The 21,441-nt window shown below is 28.3% G+C and carries 22 protein-coding genes; 16 read left to right on the top strand and 6 right to left on the bottom strand.

Annotated elements, in window-relative coordinates; translation table 11 throughout:
- The first annotated feature begins 17 nt into the window (after positions 1–17).
- The 3 genes from pcp to HV819_RS08415 all read left to right on the top strand — a co-directional run bounded on the left by pcp (position 18) and on the right by HV819_RS08415 (position 3,121).
- Entirely contained in the window at positions 18–659 is a 642-nt protein-coding gene (gene pcp, locus HV819_RS08425) for a pyroglutamyl-peptidase I (RefSeq protein WP_154541168.1), read from the top strand.
- 85 nt (positions 660–744) lie between these two features.
- A complete protein-coding gene (locus HV819_RS08420) occupies positions 745–1,509 on the top strand; it encodes an ABC transporter ATP-binding protein (protein ID WP_176269996.1) in 765 nt (254 codons plus the stop codon).
- Positions 1,493–3,121 carry a hypothetical protein gene (locus HV819_RS08415; protein WP_154541164.1) on the top strand — a complete coding sequence of 543 codons (1,629 nt, stop codon included), beginning with the start codon at positions 1,493–1,495 and terminating at the stop codon, positions 3,119–3,121. Before HV819_RS08420 ends, HV819_RS08415 begins: the two co-directional genes overlap by 17 nt.
- A 41-nt stretch (positions 3,122–3,162) precedes the next feature.
- Here the strand turns inward: HV819_RS08415 and HV819_RS08410 are convergent, their stop codons facing one another.
- A complete protein-coding gene (locus HV819_RS08410; protein WP_176269995.1) occupies positions 3,163–3,432 on the bottom strand; it encodes a YkvA family protein in 270 nt (89 codons plus the stop codon).
- 169 nt (positions 3,433–3,601) lie between these two features.
- On the opposite strand from HV819_RS08410, the gene HV819_RS08405 reads away from it, so the two are divergent.
- Entirely contained in the window at positions 3,602–4,093 is a 492-nt protein-coding gene (locus tag HV819_RS08405) for a macro domain-containing protein (protein ID WP_154541160.1), read from the top strand.
- Between the two features lie 394 nt (positions 4,094–4,487).
- Here HV819_RS08405 and wrbA read toward each other — a convergent pair whose 3' ends face one another.
- Positions 4,488–5,078, bottom strand: coding sequence for an NAD(P)H:quinone oxidoreductase (gene wrbA, locus HV819_RS08400; protein ID WP_176269994.1), 591 nt, complete (start codon positions 5,076–5,078; stop codon positions 4,488–4,490).
- 189 nt (positions 5,079–5,267) lie between these two features.
- Here wrbA and HV819_RS08395 point away from each other — a divergent pair, with 189 nt between their 5' ends.
- Together HV819_RS08395 and HV819_RS08390 are read left to right on the top strand one after the other, a co-directional pair.
- Complete coding sequence (locus tag HV819_RS08395; RefSeq protein WP_176269993.1) at positions 5,268–6,200, top strand: hypothetical protein; 933 nt, start codon at positions 5,268–5,270, stop codon at positions 6,198–6,200.
- A gap of 317 nt (positions 6,201–6,517) precedes the next feature.
- The gene (locus HV819_RS08390) at positions 6,518–7,570 is read left to right on the top strand and encodes a TIGR04086 family membrane protein (protein WP_176269992.1); all 1,053 of its coding nucleotides are present in this window, start codon (positions 6,518–6,520) and stop codon (positions 7,568–7,570) included.
- A gap of 45 nt (positions 7,571–7,615) precedes the next feature.
- On the opposite strand, the gene HV819_RS08385 is transcribed toward HV819_RS08390, so the two are convergent.
- Genes HV819_RS08385 through HV819_RS08375 form a run of 3 tightly spaced genes read right to left on the bottom strand, consistent with a single transcriptional unit; the run spans position 7,616 to position 11,036 of the window.
- Entirely contained in the window at positions 7,616–8,983 is a 1,368-nt protein-coding gene (locus tag HV819_RS08385) for a hypothetical protein (RefSeq protein WP_176269991.1), read from the bottom strand.
- Positions 8,984–9,028: 45 nt separating this feature from the next.
- Positions 9,029–10,342, bottom strand: coding sequence for a sensor histidine kinase (locus HV819_RS08380; RefSeq protein ID WP_176269990.1), 1,314 nt, complete (start codon positions 10,340–10,342; stop codon positions 9,029–9,031).
- Positions 10,323–11,036, bottom strand: a complete 714-nt coding sequence (locus HV819_RS08375; RefSeq protein WP_154541148.1) for a response regulator transcription factor — start codon at positions 11,034–11,036, stop codon at positions 10,323–10,325. The genes HV819_RS08380 and HV819_RS08375 overlap by 20 nt, the downstream gene beginning before the upstream one ends.
- A gap of 172 nt (positions 11,037–11,208) precedes the next feature.
- On the opposite strand from HV819_RS08375, the gene HV819_RS08370 reads away from it, so the two are divergent.
- The 3 genes from HV819_RS08370 (at position 11,209) to HV819_RS08360 (ending at position 12,942) form a co-directional block, all read left to right on the top strand.
- Positions 11,209–11,454 carry a GlsB/YeaQ/YmgE family stress response membrane protein gene (locus HV819_RS08370; protein WP_154541146.1) on the top strand — a complete coding sequence of 82 codons (246 nt, stop codon included), beginning with the start codon at positions 11,209–11,211 and terminating at the stop codon, positions 11,452–11,454.
- A 67-nt stretch (positions 11,455–11,521) separates the two neighbouring features.
- Positions 11,522–12,385, top strand: a complete 864-nt coding sequence (gene thyA, locus HV819_RS08365) for a thymidylate synthase (RefSeq protein ID WP_154541144.1) — start codon at positions 11,522–11,524, stop codon at positions 12,383–12,385.
- Positions 12,386–12,435: 50 nt separating this feature from the next.
- The gene (locus HV819_RS08360) at positions 12,436–12,942 is read left to right on the top strand and encodes a P-loop NTPase family protein (RefSeq protein WP_154541142.1); all 507 of its coding nucleotides are present in this window, start codon (positions 12,436–12,438) and stop codon (positions 12,940–12,942) included.
- 36 nt (positions 12,943–12,978) lie between these two features.
- On the opposite strand, the gene HV819_RS08355 is transcribed toward HV819_RS08360, so the two are convergent.
- On the bottom strand, positions 12,979–15,900 hold the full coding sequence (locus HV819_RS08355; protein WP_176269989.1) for a transglycosylase domain-containing protein: 2,922 nt from the start codon (positions 15,898–15,900) through the stop codon (positions 12,979–12,981).
- Positions 15,901–16,067: 167 nt separating this feature from the next.
- Between HV819_RS08355 and hflX the strand changes: the two genes are divergently transcribed.
- From hflX to HV819_RS08320, 7 genes are all read left to right on the top strand, one after another.
- Positions 16,068–17,303, top strand: a complete 1,236-nt coding sequence (hflX, locus tag HV819_RS08350; protein ID WP_154541138.1) for a GTPase HflX — start codon at positions 16,068–16,070, stop codon at positions 17,301–17,303.
- A complete protein-coding gene (locus HV819_RS08345) occupies positions 17,278–17,925 on the top strand; it encodes a YigZ family protein (protein ID WP_154541136.1) in 648 nt (215 codons plus the stop codon). The genes hflX and HV819_RS08345 overlap by 26 nt, the downstream gene beginning before the upstream one ends.
- Before the next feature lie 8 nt (positions 17,926–17,933).
- The gene (locus tag HV819_RS08340; protein WP_154541134.1) at positions 17,934–18,677 is read left to right on the top strand and encodes a YebC/PmpR family DNA-binding transcriptional regulator; all 744 of its coding nucleotides are present in this window, start codon (positions 17,934–17,936) and stop codon (positions 18,675–18,677) included.
- Between the two features lies 1 nt (position 18,678).
- Entirely contained in the window at positions 18,679–19,449 is a 771-nt protein-coding gene (lgt, locus tag HV819_RS08335; protein ID WP_154541132.1) for a prolipoprotein diacylglyceryl transferase, read from the top strand.
- Positions 19,450–19,707: 258 nt separating this feature from the next.
- Positions 19,708–20,121, top strand: coding sequence for a division/cell wall cluster transcriptional repressor MraZ (mraZ, locus tag HV819_RS08330; RefSeq protein ID WP_154541131.1), 414 nt, complete (start codon positions 19,708–19,710; stop codon positions 20,119–20,121).
- A 1-nt stretch (position 20,122) separates the two neighbouring features.
- Positions 20,123–21,043 carry a 16S rRNA (cytosine(1402)-N(4))-methyltransferase RsmH gene (gene rsmH / locus HV819_RS08325; RefSeq protein ID WP_154541129.1) on the top strand — a complete coding sequence of 307 codons (921 nt, stop codon included), beginning with the start codon at positions 20,123–20,125 and terminating at the stop codon, positions 21,041–21,043.
- A 1-nt stretch (position 21,044) separates the two neighbouring features.
- The gene (locus HV819_RS08320; RefSeq protein WP_154541127.1) at positions 21,045–21,437 is read left to right on the top strand and encodes a septum formation initiator; all 393 of its coding nucleotides are present in this window, start codon (positions 21,045–21,047) and stop codon (positions 21,435–21,437) included.
- Positions 21,438–21,441 lie beyond the last annotated feature (4 nt).

Below are 21,441 nucleotides of genomic sequence, written 5' to 3'. Positions count from 1 at the left end.
GAAAGATAGGGGATATTATGAAGATATTAGTAACAGGATTTGATCCTTTTGGTGGAGAAACTACTAATCCTGCTATTGAGTCGGTTAAAAGAATTGATGAAAATATAGAGGGTGTAGAAGTTATAAAACTTGAAATACCAACAGTATTTCACAAATCAGCAGATGTGCTTGAAGAAAAATTAAAAGAAGTTAAACCAGATGTTATTCTTTGTGTAGGTCAAGCTGGTGGAAGGTACGATTTAACTGTTGAAAGAGTAGCTATAAACCAAGATGATGCAAGAATAGAAGATAATGAAGGAAATCAACCTATAGATGTCAAAATTAGAGAAGATGGTAAAAATGCTTACTTTGCATCAATTCCTATAAAGGCTATGGTTGAAGAAATTAAAAAAGAAAATATTCCAGCCTCTATTTCAAATAGCGCTGGGACCTTTGTTTGTAACCATATAATGTATCAAGCACTTTACTTGGCTGAAAAATATGGAAATATTAAAGCGGGGTTCATCCACGTACCATTTTTACCAAATCAAGTTTTAGATAAGCCAAATACAGCTTCTATGAACCTTGATGATATAGTTAAGGGACTAAATGCTGCGATTAGAGCTATAGTAAATCATGATGGTGATGACTTAGAAGTTACTGGTGGACAAATAGCATAGTTTTAGTTTGCTGCTATAAGGCTTTAGCTTTATAGCAGTTTTCTATATTTGATTTTTATGCTATATTTGTAAAAAAGGAGGATACGTGAAGTTAATTATAGAAGGCTTATCCAAATCATTTGGCAAAAAGGAGGTTTTAGAAAATGTAGATTATGTATTTGAAGAAGGTATAGTCTATGCACTTCTAGGAAGAAATGGCTCAGGTAAGACAACGCTTTTTTCTCTTATAAGTGAACAGATAAAAAAAGACGAAGGAAAAGTTTTCTTAGAAGAGGATGGGGTGAAAAATGAGATAAACTTCAAAGATGTATTTTTCATGGTGGCAGAACCAAATCTTCCCAAATTTCTTACAGGAAGAGAGTTCATTAAGTTTTTTATAGAAGCCAATAAGGATAGGATAAAGGATAAAAAACCTATAGAAGATTATTTTAAGATCGTAGATTTTGATATAAATGATATAGATATACTTATCCAAGGTTATTCGACTGGAATGAAAAATAAACTTCAAATGCTTATGTTTTTAATACTCAGGCCAAAGGTTATTCTTATGGATGAACCGCTTACAAGCCTTGATGTAGTAGTTCAATTTGAGATGAAAAAGATTATAAGAAAAATCCATAAAGAGCATATAATAATTTTTTCAACTCATATCCTACAACTTGCCAAAGATATTTGTGATAACATAGTTCTACTACATAATAAAAATCTTCAAAAGGTTGACGAATCTATCAAAAATGATAAAGACTTTGAAGATAAGATAATTACTCTTTTAACTACATCTGATGATAGTATAAAAGTGCTAGATAAAAACTTTAAAGATTTGGAGGATGAGTATGAATCATTATCTTAGTTTATTTTTAACAAGTGAAAGGATTAAGGTAAGTGAGGTCTTCAATGGCCTTATCTATGGGATTAGAAAAATCCCATTGATGGGTAAATACTTAGGTGATAAGTATTATTTTTATGATTTCAAACAGATAATGCATACCTTTATACCGATTTTTTCAATTATTTGGCAAATTATAAAATCTTTTTTAAGTTTTATTTTTGTAATAGCTGTAAGTGGTGTTTGGGTAAAACTTATAGGTGATATTGGAAGTGATTTAGGAATATCTATTTTAAGTTCTTTTCCTAAAAGTGGTAAAGAACTCCTTTTTACTTGTCTTCCCTTTGTCGTATATATTGCCTTTAATCTTTTAGGAAACAATATCTTGGATAATGGTTATAAGTTTAATGATTTAAGTAAAAATTTTAATTATTATCCTAAGGACTTGGCTATGATTTTTACATTTTTTGAGCCATTTTTATGCTTTATAGGTAGAAGTCTTGCCTTTTGTATAGTATCCTTATTACTTGCAGGTATTAATCCAGTCTATACTTTTTTATACAGCTTAGGTCTTTACTTTTTTATCATAAATATGACAGCCTTTTGGACAAGGATAAATGGAGATAGAAAAGAAGAATTTATTAAAAATCCTTTTGTAAAAATTATTTTGGTTTTATTTTTTGTTTTTCTTATATCATTTCTTACTCTTTTAATAAGAGTTGATATAAAAGTATTAAGCTTTGGTTTTTTGCTTTTAAATTTATTTGGAATATACTTTTCAATAAGTTTTTTAAAGAATTTTAGAGCTTATGATAATATGATAGAAAAGGCTGTAAATTCTTATAGTGAGCAAATGAGAAAGGCAGAGAATACAAATAAAAATTTAGTTGAGCTTAAAGATAAAGATATAAGGGTAAATAAAAAAATAAATGTAGAGGGATTTGAGTATTTAAATAGACTATTTTTCTTAAGACATAGGAGAATTTTATATAAACCAACTCTTATAATGACAGGTATTTTTATACTGGTTGGTTTTGGATGTTTTTGGATTTTATCAAGACTTAAAGTAAGCTCAGATGAGGTATATAAAATCTTGATATATGCTATACCAATAATATCCTATATACTTTTTAAGCAAGATAAGATTCTTATAGCTTTTTATAAAAATTGCGATTCATCACTTTTGTATTATGGTTTTTATAGGGAAGATAAGAAGTTATTAAAAATGTTTTGGTTAAGATTTAGGGCTATATTTAAGATTATGCTTATTCCAATTATTGCTATGACCTTGATTTATATGTTTTTTTTCCTTAAATTTATAGATGGGGATATAGTTAATTTTATTCTTCCTATAGTTTATATAATATTAAATGGGATATTTTTTACTGTTTTACCTTTATTTCAATATTATTTATTTCAACCCTTTGATAAGGAAGGCAATCAAAAATCAATCCTAGTTGTGTTAATGAATTTAGGAATATATTATATGTTTATCTTTGCATTTCCATCATTAATGGTTTACTTGGGGGAAATTAAGTTTATGTTGGCAATGTCGGTATTTATTTTTTTATTTGCCTTACTTGCTAGCTTTTTAATATATAAGTTTTCACCAAAAACATTTAAAATCAAAAATTAAAAAAAGAGCTGTTAGACAACTTGACAGCTCTAGAATTTTATTTATTTTCTTTTAAGTATCTTTTTCTCTCTATTCATAATAGAATCAGGTATCATTTTACTAGTTACATAAATTAAAAATGGCAAAACAATAGCATCATCTAATATTCCTAAAAATGGAATGGTATCAGCAATTAAATCAGCAGGCATAATAGCATAAGCTATTGCAAAAAGTCCAAAAAACTTTGCTAGCTTTGGTGTATTTTTATCCCTCATAGCTCTAAAGTATACTGGAATAAAAGTTGATATCTTTGAAAAATTATTTTTGAGCATATAATCCCTTTTCTTTCTTTTATAAATATATTTAATTTCTAACTTAATTATACTTTGATTTTTCTTTTTGTAAATTAAAAATCTTAAAGCTTGATTTTAATTATTGCTTTAAATAACTATATTATGCAAAATGATTTTTTCAAGTTATAATAGTATAAAAGGAGAAAAAATGACTTTACAAGTAATAAATAAAGATATTTTAAAATTGAATGTAGATGCTATTGTAAATGCAGCAAATATAGATCTTTTAGAAGGTGGAGGAATTTGTGGACAAATTTTTAGAGCTGCAGGAAGAAAAGACTTAAAAAAAGCTTGTGATAAGCTTTCACCTATAAAAACGGGGCAAGCTGTTATTACAGATGGGTTTAATTTAAAACAAAAATATATAATCCATACTGCTGGCCCAATATATAATGAAATTTATAAGGAAGTGTGTAGGAAACTTTTAGAAGATTCTTATATGAACTCCTTAAAGCTTGCCAAAGAAAACAATATTAAATCAATTGCTTTTCCTCTTATTTCAACTGGAATCTATGCATATCCTTTAAATGAAGCCTTTATGATAGCAAGGAATACTATAGAAGAATTTCTTCATGATAATGAAATGGAAGTTTATCTTTCGATTCTTGGCAATAGCTTAATTAATTTAATAATGTCTTAATCATAGAATTCTTTCAGTAAAAATATTAATAATATCTAAAGCATAAGGGCTGATTTCTAATTAGAGTAATTAAAATTAAGCCAGATATGTAAACTTATAGCAATATTACTAAAGATTGCTAAATACAGAAAAAGTTTTTGTAAAACACTTTTTGATTAGAAAATTGATACATTATTTATGGATAATTAATACTCTATAAGGCTGAAGTATATAGATAATATATCAAACTAATCTAATATTAATTGATATAGGGCTAAAAATCATAGAATTAATGATATAGTCAGTAAGATATTTGATTAAGTGAGAGTTGAAATATGATTAAAATAGAAAAAATTAAGTGATAATTACAAAATACAATTATCACTTAATCTTCAAGCTTTATCTTGCGTTTTTATTAGTCAACTAGTTTACTTGTTACATCAACAACTCTTTTGGCTTGTACTCTTACTGCACCTTCAAGGTCGTTTGCAAAACCATCATTTGTAGCTGTACCACTTGCTCCATATGGATTTCCACCTTGTGTATAAACTTCATCTGCAGTATATCCAATAGGAAGAATTATTGCACCCCAGTGAGCTGCTGTTGTATAGATTGCTTTGATGGTTCCTTCTTGACCACCATTGTTATTTTGTGCTGATGACATAGCAGAAACCACCTTATTTATAAGTTTACCTTGAGCCCAAATACCACCTTGTGCATCTATAAATGCTTTAAGTTGACTTGCTACATTTCCAAATCTAGTTGGTGTTGAAAACAAAATTGCATCAGCCCATATTAAATCATCTGATGTAGCTTCCTCTATATATTTTGATTCATCAAGGTATTTTTTCCAAGCTGGATTATTTTCAGTTAAACTTTCATCTAAAGTTTCTTTAACTTTTAGAAGTCTTACTTCTGCTCCATTTTTTTCAGCTTCCTCTTTAGCCCATTTAGCCATTTGAAAGTTGTGTCCTGTTTGTGAATAGTATATTATTGCAAGTTTCATTGTTTATTCTCCTTTTTATTTCAAAAATTATCTCTAACTAGTGATATTATAAATATAACCATATTCAGGAATTCTAAACATTATTTATTAATTAACTTTTATTTATATCTTAATAAAGCAAGCTTTACTTTTGAAATTTTGGGTAAGAATAGAAAAAGAGAAGTAGTTTAAATAAAAAAAGGATGAGATATGGAATTAACTGATAAATTTGAAAAAGACAAGTGTAGAAAACCTGTAGAATATTCATTGATACATAAGGAAATACCTCTCAAAATGACAGATGACATGGTAAATGCAATAGCATATCTTTTGTGGTACGTGCCAGATATATCATCTATTCAATCAAAATCTAACGAATTAGTTTCTAATATGGAATATGATCTTTATACTTTTATAGAAATAATGAATTATATGGAACTTAGGGATGAGGATTGTCTTTTTACTGATAAAATAGATGAGGATTTAGCAAATGAATATAGGAAAAGAATTTGTATCAATACTCAAAAGATTATTTTAACCCAATCGGATAATGAGACCAAGACTGAATCTATGCTAAGGCATATAAGAAATGCTATAGCCCATGGATCATTTACTATAGTAAATGATCTTATGATAGGATTTGACGAAAAGATAATAGGAAAAGATGAAATTCAAACTACTGCAATCTTTAAAATAAAGCCTAAAAATCTTTTAAGGGCTCTTAGAGAAATTAATGAGGATTTAACTAATGAAAAACTAATTTCGAAGGCTCTTAGAAACTCTTCTTATTGGGTTGAACCATATCAAGAAGATTATGAAAGAAGCAATAAATTTGACTTATTTGCAAAAAAGAAAAATAAAAAATATGCAATAGAGATTAGAAATTACAAAAGACAAAGAGATATTGATAAAGGATTTGCTAATAAGCTTGCTGACGATATTAAAAATATAAGGGATGATGATATAAGACCAGTCCTTGTCATAAATTCTTCTTTTTTAAAAGATGAATCTAAAAACGAGCTTATATTTAGAAATGTATTAATCTTAGATGTTAAAAATATCAAGAAGATGCTCAATGGAAGAGATATGATAAGAGAAATTGAATTAGCTCAAGATCAACATATAAATAGAAATAAAAATTAATATATTAATGTATTATGTGTTTATAAAATATATTAAAAAAGATAGAGAATAAAGGGATATACGATGGAAAAAGAAATTATATGACTTCGTTGAGCTACTTTTATTAAATTTTTGTAAGATTTATAATACCAATATATTCTTAAGTTTCATAGTTTAATATAGTTAATTTTTTGGAGATTATTTTCTTTAATAAATTCAAGAATTATATATAAGCATTTTGGAAATATATTTTGAAATATATAATATTTGCTTTTGCTTATAAAATGTAAAGGTATAATAAATAATAATAGGCTATTATAAGTAAAAAGGAGAATATAATGACTGAAAGACGTGACGACAAAAATAGTCAAAGAAAATCTTCTGATTCAAGAGAAAGCAGAAGAGTAAGAGCTACAAATAATTGTTTAAAAGATAATAAAATCTCTTGGAGTGCAATAATTGCAGGTGCAATATCATTTTCAGCTGTATTTATAGTCTTAAGTTTATTAGTTTGGGCATTGGGATTTGGGATTTTTTCTCCAAATAACCAAAATTCACTATCATCAACTGGAATAGGAGTTGCAATTGCAACTGTGATAATACTTTTAATTTCGTTTATAGTTTCAGGTTTTATAACAGGTGCTTTTTCTAAAGGACAACCGTTACTACATGGATTTATGAGTTGGGCTCTCTCAATTATTCTTCTATTTTCACTAATAACAACAATAATAGTACAAGCTTTAGGTCTTGCAGAACAACCGGTTCAAACAGTGGCTGATTCTGTTATAAGTACAGCAGGAGATGCAAGAGGAAATGTCCTATCAAGTGTTGCTGATTCTATATCTGGTGTCGATACAAAAGAGCTTGAAGAAAATATCAAGAATACTTTTTCTAAAACAGATATAGCTGAACTACAACCAGAATTTATAACAAAGAATTTAAATGAAGTAAAAGCTGAAATATCAAACGCTGGAAAGGAACTTTTAACAAATCCAGAAAATAAAGATAAAATTTTAAAAGATCTTTCTGATTCACTTGAAAAGAGAGCAACAGATATTACAAATTCTATTAATAAGGAAACTATTCAAGAAGAAGTTTATAAAAATTCCAATCTAACAGCACAAAAATCTCAAGAAGCAGTAGATAATATTTTCAATGGTTTAGAAACAGCTTCTAAAGAAGCAAGTAAACAAATTACAAATGCTAAAGAAGCTTTGAATCAAACTAATAAAGAAGCTGATAAGACTATAAAAGATGTTAAAAATGGTACTGAAAGCACTACAAATAAAGCATCATTTGCAACAGCATTAATAATCTTATTTCTAATAATTGGTCTTGGTATAGAGATTTATGTCACAAGACTTGGCGAAGAATATATGATTAAATATTAATTTAAGATTGAAAAAATCCTGAATATTTCAGGATTTTTCTTTGTTTTATTTTATATTTTCAAGTACGTAAGTTTTTGGATTGTCTGTATTTATTTTTTGATCATATTTTAGATACTTATCATTTTCATCAAGTTCATATGAATCATCTATTGAAATTACAAGTCCTGAATAATCAAGATTAAAAAAATCACTTCGTAGATAATTAATTCTATCATTTTTGCTAGTTTCACTATCTAAGGCATTTTTAACAACATATGCCTTGGATGTTTCTTTTAGAAGATGTGTTAGGGTAATAGGGGAGTTTTTAGTATTTTCATTTACAAGAATAAAAATATTTTTATTTTCAAGATCCCTATCTTTTTTTATATCTATATTAATAGTGTCGTAATACATATAATAGTCTTTGTTTATATAATCAAGTTTTTCAGGATACTTACTGGAGGGATTTTCCATAAAAGATGATGATATATTTAAATTATCTTTATTTTCCTTCATAAAACTTAGGTTTTCCTTAAGAAGATTTCCCCTATAAAAGACAAGTTTTTCCTTTTGATAATCATCATGAATTAAAAGAGAAAGTAGTCTAAAGGCATACTTATCATCTATGGACTCATTATCCGAAAAATCTAAGTAAATATTTTTTATATTTGTATTCTTTTTTAGGATATCTTTTATCTTATTCATATCTTCTTCTAAATTCATACTATTAAAGGCAGGAATTGTTATTTCAAGTATAGACCCGTTTTCATTAATATTAATTTTAGGAAGATTTGATTTTTTTCCTATGAGTCTCTTATACCTATTTACAACTTGACTATTTCCTAAAATTTTAGCTCTTGGAGAGTTTTTATCTTCCTTATAATAGTCAAAAATCATATCATATGATTTTTTATCTAGGATTTTTGTCCTATTATCGGAAAGTATGCTTAAATAAGAATCTATTATATCATAAAATTCTTGGTCAGTTTTTGACTCCTTTACTTTATTGAAATTGGAATCATAGGAGTCCGAGAACTCTTTAAAAGCTTCCTCACTATCATTATCTATAACATGATTTCTAACTATAGTTTCATAAAGCTTTTTAAAATCTTTCTCTTTCTCAGCACTTGTTAGGGATCTACCATCTGTATTTGCAACAAATACATTTTGTGTAATTGATTCTAGAAACTGATTTCTAAATTCAGGGTAATCAAAATTTTTATATTGGTTAAAGAATCCATATACAAATCTAAATATAAGGAAAATTATTAAAAATAAAATAAGAAGAAGGACTAACCTCCTTCTCATATAGGTTTTTTTCTTTTTTTTCCTTCTTATTTTATCTCTTTTTTTAGTTGAGCTTATTCTTATATCTTTTTTTCTTGTTCTTTTGTTTTTATGTCTTGATGATGATAAATTTTTTTTTCTTTTCATAGTTCACCTATAAATAATATAACAAATATTGTAATATTTCCCAAATTATTTAGGTAAAATTATTGAAAAAGTAGTGCCTTTACCAAGCTTTGACTTGAGTTTAATTTTACCACCTAGACTTTCTACAAAGTTTTTACTTATTGATAGGCCTAGTCCATGTCCATTTAGTTTGGTATTTCTTGCATCATCAATCCTATAAAATCTTTCGAAAATGACTTCTTTTCTATCTTCACTTATTCCTACTCCATTATCTTTTATATCTATATAAATATTTGTTTTATCATCAGTTAAAGATATTTTTATAAGTCCATCTTTATCTATAGCCTTGATAGCATTTGAGATAATATTTTGTATTACTTGTGTTATTTTATCCTTATCAGAAAAGATTACTACATTGTCCTTTATATCTTCAACTAAAGCAATGTTTTCTTTATTAAACCTTGGTTTTATAGTATCAAGGATTGACTTTAGATGTATTGAAAGATTAAATTCTTTCTTTCTGATTTTTACATACTCAGTATTATCATCGAAAGACTTATTTAAATTTACTACCAAACCTTCAAGCCTAAATATTTCATCAAGAATTGACTTAAGTGTATCATCATCAACTTCAATAACTCCATCTTTTATGGCTTCTATATATAATTGTAAATTTGTAATAGGAGTTCTAAGTTCATGGGATATATCTTGGGCGTATTGTTTTCTTAATTCTTTTTGATTTTTCAAATTGCTTGAGAGATATTTTATATTATTTTGTAAGTTTTCAAGTTCTATTATCTGACTATCTTTAAGTTTTATATTATAATCCCCATCTTTAATCTTTATAGTTGCATCAGAGATTTGTTTAATAGGATTTGTAATGTTATCAGATAAGATTAAAGCTATTAAAATTCCTATAGAAACAGAAATTACAATAGCTATGAGTAATGAATTTTTAAAATTACTTAAAAGTTCATTTGCAGCCATTTCTCCTGAATCATATGTCACTATAAGCTGTGCCATATAGTCATTAAGATTAGGGGAATAAAGTTCATAGGATTGAGTTTTTCCTGACTTATGATCAGATTTTCTGCCCTTAAAAATCATAACAGTTTCATTATCCTTATTTAAGATTTCTATATCTACATTTAAATTCTTAGAAAACCGATCAAGTCTTTCTTTAAAGTTATTTGGATCTTCACTTTTTAATAAATGTTCAAATTCTTTTTTTATCTCTGATGGTCTTCTAAACTCAGTTGTATCAAGGAAATTTTTAGTATAGATTCCTAAAAGATAAGATATAGCTATAGAAAAAACAAGAATACAGGCAAGAATTCCCGCAACAAAGTTTTTGATTATTTTATTTTTTAAGGATGTCATCTATCCCACCTGACTTATATCCCATTCCATAGATTGTCTTGATATAGGTAGGTTTTTTAGGATTATCTTCAATTTTTTGTCTAATATTTTTAATGTGGGTATCAATTGCCCTATCATAGGCATCATAATCATAACCAAAAGTTAATTCAATTATTTCTTCTCTAGTAAATATCTTATTTGGATTTGAAAAAAGTGTCTTAATAATTTGGAATTCATTCTTGGTTAAAAAAATTTCTTTTCCATCTTTAAAAAATCTGTTGTATTCAAGATCCATTTCAAGTCTTCCATCTGTAGTTTTTATAATATCAGCTCTTGGTATATTGTATTTTTCAATTCTTCTAAGCACTGTTTTTATCCTTTGAATTAATTCTTTAGGAGAAAATGGCTTAGTCATATAGTCATCAGCTCCAAGTTTTAGACCATTTACTATATCATCTTCATTTACCTTTGCTGTAACCATTATTACAGGTATTTCAGACTTATTTCTAATTTCTTTGATTACTTCTTCTCCTGATATTTTTGGAATCATTAAGTCGAGTAAGACTAAGTCTATTTCATTCTGTTGAAAAATTTTTAAGCCTTCTTCACCATCATATGCTTGGTAAACTTCGTAATCTTCCTTTTCTAGATATGACTTTATAATCTTTGAAATTCCAGCTTCATCTTCTATTATTAATATTTTAATATTATTCATCTAATTCACCTCTAGTATTTTTATACCCTAGTATATTTTATTTTACTATATGAAATATTTGCGTTTTTATTATGTATATTGCAAAAAAGTGGGTATATATATAATAAGACAAAAAGAAACACTTAATTAGCTTTGCTTTTTAAGGTATAGTATTAATTAAAGGAGAAGAATTATGATAGGTTCATTAATTATAGGTGCTTTATGCGGATGGATCGCTAGTATGATAATGAAAACTGATGCTCAAATGGGAGCTTTAGCAAATATTATAGTAGGTCTAATAGGTGGAGTAATAGGAGGATGGATATTCAGTCTTCTAAATATTGCTAGTACTGGACTTATTGGTGACATTATAGCTGGAGTTATTGGTTCAGTTGTACTAATTTTCATTTATAATGCAATAACTGGTAAAAATAAATAACTTTTAAGAAATTAAAATCGGCTTAGGCCGATTTTTTTAAAATGATTTTTAGGAGTATAGTGATTTTATGAATGTAAACGACAAATATATAAAAATAGCAAAAGATATATTAAATAATGGTTATGATGAAGAATCTCTTAATGAGGATGTAAGGCCAGTTTGGGAAAATGGAGAGAATGCTTATACTCTCTATCTTCCTCAACAATTTGTAAGATATGAGAAAGGAGAAGTGCCTTTAACAAGTCTTAGGAAGATTGCTTGGAAATCAGCTATTAAGGAAATATTATGGATTTACCAAGATAGATCTAATGATGTGGATTTACTTAAAGAAAAGTACAAGGTAAATTATTGGGATTCTTGGAAAAATGAAAAAGGAAACTTAGGTAAGGCTTATGGATATCAAATAAATAAAGAATTTAAGTCTCCTGAAACAGGGAAAATTACAAATCAAATTGATAGGCTTATAAGTGAGCTTAAAAACAATCCTCTTAATAGAAGACTTATTATTAATTTAATAGATGTAGATGATATGAGTGAAATGACCCTTATTCCATGTGCATTTTTAACTATGTGGACTGTTACTGGAGGTTATTTGAATTTAACATTAATTCAAAGAAGTGGGGATTTTCTTGCGGCTGCGGCTCCCGGCGGAATTAATGCATTTCAATACTATGTTCTTTTAAGAATGATTTCTCAGGTTACTGGATATAAAGCAGGGGATTTTGTTCATTTTATTCAAAATTATCATATATACAAGAAACATATACCAAGTATTAAAAAGATTATTAATATTAAACCGGATTCTAGGAATAATCCTAAGCTTTTAATAAATGAGGATATTAAGGAATTTAAAGATTTTTCTATTGATGATTTTAAATTAGAAGATTACTATCCTGATCAAACTAAGTATGATATAGATATAGCCTTATAGTCTTGAAATTTTAAAAGCTATGAGTATAGTTTCTTTGTTATGGAGGAATTATGGAGAAAATTACTATAATTGGTTCCGGAGGATCCGGAAAATCCACTTTAGCCAAAAAACTAGGCGAAAAGCTTGGTATTAAGGTATACTACCTTAATAAGATTTGGTGGAAAAATGAAAAGGAACACATATCTGAAGATGAGTTTCTAAAAATACAAGAAAATATTATAAGAAATGAGGATTCTTTTATATTTGATGGTTATTATCCAAAAACTTTAGATATAAGACTAGATGCAAGTGATACTATAATTTATTTAGATTTTCCACCTGTATCAAACTTGAAAAGATCGGTAAAAAGATCTCTTACTGAGAAAAATGATGAGGATGATCCATCTCTTGATAGGACTGAGAAGCTTAATAAAGAATATATTTCTTGGCTACTTAATTTTGATAAGAATGAAAGAAGCAAAATTTTAGATAAGCTAAACAAGTTAAAGCTTGAAAAAAGAATTGTTATTATAGATAATGACAACAAAAAAGATTTGTTTCTTGAATCAATAGGATAAAAATGCTGCTGTAGGAAGTTCCTACAACAGCATTTTTTAATTATTATTTTTTTGATTTTCTCCTTCAAGATTTTGTTTATTTTGTTGCTTTTCATCTTGATTTTGACCATCTTTATTTTCTAGATTATTTTGATTTTTATCGTCTTGTTTTTTTCCATTATTAGATTTATTATCGTCTTTAGGCTTAGGTTCAACATAACCAAGATCTGAGTACTTTTGAGGTATAGAATATTTCCAGTCTTCAGGTAAAATTCCATTCCACTTGCTTGGATCATAGCTTCCCTTCCTATCTATAAAGGCCCTATTTGCTTGTAAGTTTTTAGGAGTTTTATTTGATGCAAGTAGATTATTTCTTGTATCAACTAAGATCCAAACGTGGACATCATCTTGTTCTGTTGGTAAATTATCTTTAGAGAAGATTTCATCTTTTACGGTATTTCTTGGATCTGCGTAAGATGCTTGGGTAGGAAGTTTACCACTTATAGTGTCAACCTTAGCGTGTATAATTCCACTAGGCTCTTCAAATGAAGCTTGTTTATAGTCATGGAGTATCCTATTATTTATAACTCCCCACATTAAAGCAGTCCTATCAGTAGAATAAGAGTTAAGAGATATGTTTTGATTATCAGATCCCATCCACACTCCAACTGTGTAATAAGGTGTGTATCCTATACACCAAAAGTCTATATTATTATCACTAGTTCCTGTCTTTGTTGCATAATCTGTTCCATATAAGTTAATTGTTCCATAGTTTTTTCCAGCAGACATTAGAGCAGATGTCATTTGATAGGCTGTTTCAGGACTTGTAACCTTATTTTTCTTCTTATCTTTTTCATCAAATATTATATTTCCTTGATTATCTTCAATTTTTGAGAAGGTTAGAGGTTCTATATACTCACCATTATTAGCAAGGGCAGCATAGGCTGCTGTCATATCAAGAACTGATTGACCTTTTGTCATAGCTCCAAGTCCCATAGCTGCAAGGTTTTCATCATTTTTTTGTGAATCTTCTTCTTTTGTAACGAAATTATCATCGCCATTTTCTTTTATAAGACCAAAATTTTTCAAATATTTCTTTGAAGTATCAATGCCTATATCTTTTAGAGTTCTTACAGCATTTGTATTTACAGAATAAACCAAGGAATCCCTTAGACTTACAATCCCCTTATAAGACCTATAAACATTCTCAGGCCATATTTCTCCATTTTCATTCTTCATAAATGGAACATCATCTATACCTGTAGCTAGGTTATATCCGTGATCTAGAGCAGCTGTATAGGTTGCTAAAGGCTTTACTGATGAGCCAGGTTGTCTAGGCTGATCTATTGCTCTATTTAATATTTTTTGTCCCTTTTGATCACGACCTCCCATAATAGCCTTAACTTCTCCATTTTTTTGATCAATTACCACTGTGGATGATTGAGGTTGTATAACACCTTCTAGGTCTGTATCATAATACTCTTTATTAAAAGAAAATGATCCAGATTCATTTTGCCATACAAAATCATTATGATTTTTAAGGTAGGAGGCTGATATAAGAATAGATCCATCTTGATTTTCTCTTATGTTTTCGTTGGATGGAAATTTAACAAATCCTGTTTTATGAGTTCTTAAGTTGGAGTTTTTATCATCCAAACTGTAATAATCTTTAAATACAAGGTTTGTATTATTAAGGCTAATTTTATTTGAATTTATAATCAAATTAGAATTTTCATCATAGTAAGCTTCATCACTTGAAATAGTAAAGTCATTATTATCATTCATAACATTACTTTTAGCATAATATATTAAAGTTCCATCGTTTTTAACTATATTTCCCCAATTATCATATCTTAAGTCAAGTAAAGGAGCTGAACCCCATCCTTGTGTATTACCTAGAATGCTTTCTGAAAAATTTTCATAAACATCTTCAAGTTTACTTTGCATATCATTATCTACAGTAGTAGTAATTTTAAGACCGCCATAGTAGAGTTTATCCCAGGCTTGTCTTTCTCCAATGTTTAGGGTTTCTTGAAGCTTTTTAACAACTTGTTTTTCTAAAAGAGTATTAAAGTATGAGGCCATAAGTGGAGACTTATCTTCAGGTGGTTTAATATTACTTGCTACATCTTCTGATAAGGCTTCTTTGTATTCACTATCTGATATATAGCCCTCTTCAAGCATTTTTGAAAGTACATACTTTTGTCTTTCAAAAGGCTTTTCATTATATACTGCTGAATATTTTTGTCCATCTATAGAAAATTCTCCAAAAATTCTTTCATCTGTAACTTCGCTTGTCGGAACAGCCTTAAATAAGGCGTATTCTGTTGGAGATTGAACTATACCTGCAATTGCAGCTGCTTCTGCAATTGTAAGCTCTGATACGTCTTTTGAAAAATAAGTTTTGCTAGCGGCTTGAACACCAAAAGAATTTTGCCCAAGAAAAACTCTGTTCATATATGCTTCAAGAATTTCATCTTTACTCAAATATTGTTCAATTTTTAAGGCTAAATAAATTTCTTTAATCTTTCTTTCATATGTTTGATCGTTGGAAAGGTATGTATTTCTTGCCAACTGTTGAGTTAAGGTTGAACCACCTCTTACAATAGAACCACTTTTAAAATTTTGGATAGCTGAACCTATAATAGAGATAGGATCTATACCATTATGTTTTAAAAATCTCTCATCTTCAACAGCTATAAAGGCATGTTTTAAATGTTCTGGCATTTGTTTAAAATCAACTATCTCTCTATTTTCACTAGTTCTAATAGAGTCTATCTCATTTCCGTCTTTATCAACTATAGTAGAATTTTCACTCATTTCATATTTTATATTTTCTGGATCTATATCTGGGGTTTTTTTCATAACTTGTAGAATTCCACCACCTATCAGTCCAGAAAACACTGTTCCTAGACCGATTAAAACCAGTATTGTAATAAGTAAAACTTTTAAAACTATAGGGGAGACTTTTTTATTCATTTTGACCTCCTTGTTTAAAGTCTTATCTTTAAAAATAATAGAATTACACTATTATTTTATCATCTTTTAAGTATTTAATCTATAAAATTACATATTTTGATAATAGAATTTTGTCTATCTTTAAAATAAGCCAAAAAAATGTATAATTTATTAAAGAAAGGAAATTTATGCAAGAAGTTATACAAGTTAATGTTTACAATGAAAAAGAGAATCCAAATAAGAGTTTTGAACTTGAATCTTTGATAAATACAGCAGGTGCTAAGTCTGTTGCAAAGATTAGCCAAGTTATAAATAAAGTGAATCCCTCCTATTACATAGGAAGTGGTAAGGTTGAAGAGATAGAAGATATAGCAAAAAAGCTTGATGTAAAAACTGTTGTATTTGATGTAGAACTTTCAGCAAGTCAGCTTAGAAATCTAGAAGAGAAGATGAAGCTTCATGTGGTAGATTGGACTACTTTAATTCTTGATATATTTGCCCAAAGAGCTAATACAAAAGAAAGCAAGTTAAAGATAAAACTTGCTCAGTTAAAATATCAACTTCCGAGAATTAACAAGTGGTTTTCTTATCTATCTCGTCAGTCTGGTGGAATTGGTACAAGGGGACCAGGTGAAACCATGCTTGAAACAGATAAGAGGGCTATAATAAGAGATATAAGATCAATTGAAGAGAAATTAAAGAATCTAGAGAAGACAAAAGTGGTCAACAGAAAGAGTCGAGAAGATATTTTAAATATATCTTTATTAGGATATACAAATGCAGGAAAATCAACGATTCTTAACCAAATGCTAAAATTATATGGGAAAGAGAAATATGTTTATTCTGATGATTTGTTATTTGCTACTCTTGATACATCAACAAGAAGACTTGATTTTTCAAATACAAAAGTAACACTAACAGATACAGTAGGTTTTATTGATAATCTTTCCAAGGAACTTAATGATTCATTTCTAACAACTCTAGAAGAGATAAAATTTGCTGATATGCTTTTGGTTATTATTGATTCATCATATGATATTGAAACTCAGCTAAAAACAATAGATAAGGCTATAGATGATATAGATGTAGGAGAAAAGAAAATTCTTTATGTATTTAATAAGCTTGATATTGTAGATGACAAAATGAATATATTAATTAATAGAGCAAAGGCTGAGAAAATCTATATGTCAGCAAGAGATAAAAATGATATAGTTAGACTTAAGGAAAAAATAGTTGATTTAATTAAAGAAGAATATATAAAAGTTATTATGGAAATTTCATATAAGGATGGGAAAATTTTAGATTATATAATGTCAAATTATGATGTAGACAATAAGGATTATAATAACGATGGGATTGTTCTCAAGCTAAATATTTCAAAGAAAGATTATAATAAGTATGAGAGATATATCAAAAAAAATTAGTGAAGATTACAAAACTATAAAAGGGGAAATCATTGATGAATTTGAGATAGAAAAGTCCACCTTTATTACTAATATTAAATATGTAGAGACAGAAGCTGAGGCTTTAGACTTTATTGAAAAAATAAAGAAAAATTACAAGGATGCAAGTCATAATTGTCATGCCTATATCATAAATGAAAAGCCTGAAATTAAAAGGTATTCTGATGATGGTGAGCCACAAGGATCAGCTGGACTTCCTATGTTATCAGTTCTTGAGAAAGAAAAAGTTTATAATGTGGTATGTGTTGTAAGCAGATATTTTGGAGGTAAAAAACTTGGCAAGGGAGGGCTTGTACGTGCCTATACTAAGGGTGTAGCAGATTGTATAGAAGGAAATATTACTTATAGAAGAAGATATATAGACAGTAAAATTACTTTTAATTATACTTTACTTGGAATAATAGAAAATTTCCTAAATGAAGGAAATTATATTATTATAGATAAGGATTATCTTCAAGATGTATCAATAAGACTTTATATAAAATATGATAAATTTGAAGATTTTAAAAATGAATTAATAGACATGACAAGTGCTAACATAAAAATAGAAGAAAAAGAAATTGTTATGTTATTTAAGAATTAGGAGGATATATGTCAGGACATAATAAATGGAGCAAAATAAAAAACAAAAAAGGTAGCGAAGATGCAAGACGTGGTAAGATATTTACCAAATTAAATAGGATTATCTCAGTTGCAGTAAGGGAAGGTGGAGATAACCCTGAATATAATCCTGCACTAAAAGCTGCTATTGATAAGGCTAAGGCAGAAAATATGCCTAACGATAATATTGAAAGAGCTATTAAAAAAGCAAGTGGTTCAACAGATGGAGCAAATTTTGAAAGAGTCATATATGAAGGTTATGCTAAAGATGGGGTAGCTGTAATAGTTGATTGTCTTACAGATAATAAAAATAGGACTGCTCCAGATATAAGACATTTATTTGATAAGTTTGGAGGAAACCTTGGAACAGATGGCTCAGTAATGTTTATGTTTAATAGAAAGGGTATTATAGAAATTGATAAGGATGATTCTATAGACTTTGATGAGCTTATGCTTGAGGCAATTGAGTTTGGCGCAGAAGATGTAGAAGAGGATGAAGATGTATATCAAATAACAACTAGCGTTGATGAATTTCAACCAGTGGTAGATAAATTTAAAGAAGCTGGATATAAGTTATCAAAAGCTGACTTATCTTATATAGCAGACAATCTAATTGAAGCTCAAGAATCAAACTTAAAACAAATAGCTAAATTGATAGAAAATCTTGAAGATAACGATGATGTTCAAGAGGTTTATACAAATTGGAAAGTACCTGAAGATTTAGGAATTGATTAATATGTTAGATTTTAAAATTGATAGGGTTGCTTTCTCTATATTCGGTATAGATGTATATTGGTATGCAATTATTATTATTACAGGAATTTTAATAGGCGCAAAATTTGCTCAAAAAGAGTTTTCAAGAAGGGGATTTAGTGAGGATTTCATTTATGATATTTTATTTGTAACCTTACCTTTTGCAATAGTTGGGGCTAGGCTTTGGTATGTTGTATTTGAATGGGATTTATATAAAAATAATCCTATAGAAATTTTAAACTTTAGGGCAGGAGGTCTTGCTATTCATGGAGGAATTTTATTTGCGATAATTGCCTTATATTTTTATAGTAAGAAAAAAGAAATTCCACTTATTGATATAACAGATGTTATGGTACCATCACTTGCTTTAGGGCAAGCTATAGGAAGGTGGGGTAATTTTGTAAATGGTGAAGCTCATGGTAGTGCAACAAATCTTCCTTGGGCAATCCTTGTTGATGGGGTAAGAGTTCATCCTACTTTTCTCTATGAATCTATTGGAGATTTTCTTATATTCTTATTTTTGATAAATTATAGGAAAAAAGAACCTGCCAAGGGAAAGCAAACTGCTATATATTTTATGGCATATGGAGTACTTAGATTTTTTGTAGAAGCTTTAAGGACAGATTCTTTAATGATAGGGCCTATAAGAATGGCACAATTTACAAGTGTAATTTACCTTATTTTAGGCATATATTTGTTTGTAAGATATAAACATTTGAACATGGGACAATTCATAAAGAAGAATAGATGCTAGATTTTTAAGGATATTCGATACTTAGCTTACAATTTTATATTCATACTGGGGCTGTTGCACAATGATAGAAATTCATAATTTTGCAATAGCCCTTTTATTTTTTATTTTTGGGTTTTTCTACCACCAAACATTAATTAGTTTGAATTTATAGTCAAAAGTTGAAATTTATTCTTAAAAATATTTTTTTTAAGTCTTTACAATTTGTAGGCTTTGTTATAAGATATAAGTGAAGTGGAAATATGTGGTAGAAGGTGGGTCATGTTTTTAGGAGAATTCATTCATAAAGTAGATTCTAAAAATAGAATAATGATGCCAAGTGACTTTAGAGATGACTTGGGAGATGAATTTTATATTACAAAGGGCCCTGAAAACTCTTTAGTTATTTATACTATAGAAGAGTTTCAAAATCGTGCAAAAAAGTATGAAGAACTATCCTACCAAAACAAAAACAACAGGGCAATGAAAAGATTGTTTTTTTCTTCCACTATCAAAGCTTATTTAGACAAACAAGGACGTGTTCTAATAAATAAGCAATTACGCGAATATGCCAAATTAAAAGACGAAGCTATGATAATTGGTAACAATACCAACATAGAAATATGGGATTTGGATAATTGGAACCAATATATAGAAGATGTAGAAGGAAACTTATCAGAGATAATGGATCAGTAGTATGAAATTTTCACACATATCAGTTTTGTTAAATGAATCAATTGAAAACTTGAATATAAAAGAAGATGGTATTTATGCTGACCTAACTTTAGGTAAGGGAGGTCATTCTAAAGAGATTTTGGAAAGACTTAATGAAGACGGACTTTTAATTGGACTAGACCAGGATAAAGAAGCTATCAAAGCAGCTAAGGAGAACTTAAATAACTTCTCGAATGTATTGTATTTTAACCGAAACTTTGAAAATATACAAAATGTTCTCCTTGAAGCAGGCGTAGATAAATTAGATGGCGCTTTGATGGACATTGGCGTAAGTTCATATCAAATTGACAAGGCAGATAGAGGTTTTTCTTATATGAAAGACGGTCCTTTAGATATGAGAATGGACAAAGATAATGAGTTAACAGCAAAGCATATTGTCAATGATTACTCTTTGGATGAGCTTTGGGAGATATTCCAAAATTTTGGCGAAGAAAGATATTCTAAAACTATAGCCAAAGCCATTGTAGATTACAGAAAAAATGAAGAAATTAATACAACTTTACAACTCCGAAATATTGTTATGAATTCTGTAAACTCAAACGAAGCTCATCCTGAAAAAAGAGTATTCCAAGCTTTGAGAATCGAAGTTAATCGTGAACTTGAAGTTTTGGAAAATACTTTAGAAACTGTAGTAGACAATCTTAAAAAAGGTGGAAGGTTATGTGTTATTACATTTCATTCGCTTGAAGATAGGATTGTTAAAAATAAATTTAAAGAAATGAGCAAAGACTGTATTTGTCCACCAGATTTCCCGGTTTGTGTGTGTAACCACAAAAGGAAGGTAAAAGTAATTACAAAAAAACCAATTTTACCTAAAAAGTCTGAGCTTAAGGAGAATAGAAGGTCTCATAGTGCAAAGCTTAGAGTAGTTGAAAGGGTTTGATATGCAGGAAGCTTTAAGAAAAAGAAAACAAAATAGAAAAAGAATTAAAAAGCTAAGTTTGCAAAATCAAACTGATTATAATCTAAAGCTTAAGTATAATAAGTTTAAAAAAGAAGATAAAAAGTTTAAAGCAAATATTTTAGCTTTATTATTTTTATCTTTTATAGTAATGGGCTTTATTACTATTAAAAATTACATAAAATTGAATAATACAAGAAACGAGTATAATAGTTTACAAAGTCAATATACATCTTATCAACTTACACGTGATAGGCTTAATAAAAACCTAGAAGATACAGTTGATTTAAAAGAAATTCAAAGATATGCAATAGAAGAATTGGGTATGGTATATGAGAACAAGAACAATATTGTTTATCTTGATATTGATAGGTAGGAGA

Origin of the sequence: Anaerococcus faecalis (assembly GCF_013371425.1) — a bacterium.
GTDB lineage: Bacteria > Bacillota > Clostridia > Tissierellales > Peptoniphilaceae > Anaerococcus > Anaerococcus porci.
The sequence above is the reverse complement of the archived record's forward strand: the minus strand, read 5'-3'. Positions and strand labels throughout refer to the sequence as shown.

Coding starts and splice junctions, on each gene's coding strand:
- pcp (WP_154541168.1), top strand. CDS start 18: ATGAAGATATTAGTAACAGGATTTGATCCTTTTGGTGGAGAAACTACT.
- HV819_RS08415 (WP_154541164.1), top strand. CDS start 1,493: ATGAATCATTATCTTAGTTTATTTTTAACAAGTGAAAGGATTAAGGTA.
- HV819_RS08410 (WP_176269995.1), bottom strand. CDS start 3,432: ATGCTCAAAAATAATTTTTCAAAGATATCAACTTTTATTCCAGTATAC.
- HV819_RS08405 (WP_154541160.1), top strand. CDS start 3,602: ATGACTTTACAAGTAATAAATAAAGATATTTTAAAATTGAATGTAGAT.
- wrbA (WP_176269994.1), bottom strand. CDS start 5,078: ATGAAACTTGCAATAATATACTATTCACAAACAGGACACAACTTTCAA.
- HV819_RS08395 (WP_176269993.1), top strand. CDS start 5,268: ATGGAATTAACTGATAAATTTGAAAAAGACAAGTGTAGAAAACCTGTA.
- HV819_RS08390 (WP_176269992.1), top strand. CDS start 6,518: ATGACTGAAAGACGTGACGACAAAAATAGTCAAAGAAAATCTTCTGAT.
- HV819_RS08385 (WP_176269991.1), bottom strand. CDS start 8,983: ATGAAAAGAAAAAAAAATTTATCATCATCAAGACATAAAAACAAAAGA.
- HV819_RS08380 (WP_176269990.1), bottom strand. CDS start 10,342: ATGACATCCTTAAAAAATAAAATAATCAAAAACTTTGTTGCGGGAATT.
- HV819_RS08375 (WP_154541148.1), bottom strand. CDS start 11,036: ATGAATAATATTAAAATATTAATAATAGAAGATGAAGCTGGAATTTCA.
- HV819_RS08370 (WP_154541146.1), top strand. CDS start 11,209: ATGATAGGTTCATTAATTATAGGTGCTTTATGCGGATGGATCGCTAGT.
- thyA (WP_154541144.1), top strand. CDS start 11,522: ATGAATGTAAACGACAAATATATAAAAATAGCAAAAGATATATTAAAT.
- HV819_RS08360 (WP_154541142.1), top strand. CDS start 12,436: ATGGAGAAAATTACTATAATTGGTTCCGGAGGATCCGGAAAATCCACT.
- HV819_RS08355 (WP_176269989.1), bottom strand. CDS start 15,900: ATGAATAAAAAAGTCTCCCCTATAGTTTTAAAAGTTTTACTTATTACA.
- hflX (WP_154541138.1), top strand. CDS start 16,068: ATGCAAGAAGTTATACAAGTTAATGTTTACAATGAAAAAGAGAATCCA.
- HV819_RS08345 (WP_154541136.1), top strand. CDS start 17,278: ATGAGAGATATATCAAAAAAAATTAGTGAAGATTACAAAACTATAAAA.
- HV819_RS08340 (WP_154541134.1), top strand. CDS start 17,934: ATGTCAGGACATAATAAATGGAGCAAAATAAAAAACAAAAAAGGTAGC.
- lgt (WP_154541132.1), top strand. CDS start 18,679: ATGTTAGATTTTAAAATTGATAGGGTTGCTTTCTCTATATTCGGTATA.
- mraZ (WP_154541131.1), top strand. CDS start 19,708: ATGTTTTTAGGAGAATTCATTCATAAAGTAGATTCTAAAAATAGAATA.
- rsmH (WP_154541129.1), top strand. CDS start 20,123: ATGAAATTTTCACACATATCAGTTTTGTTAAATGAATCAATTGAAAAC.
- HV819_RS08320 (WP_154541127.1), top strand. CDS start 21,045: ATGCAGGAAGCTTTAAGAAAAAGAAAACAAAATAGAAAAAGAATTAAA.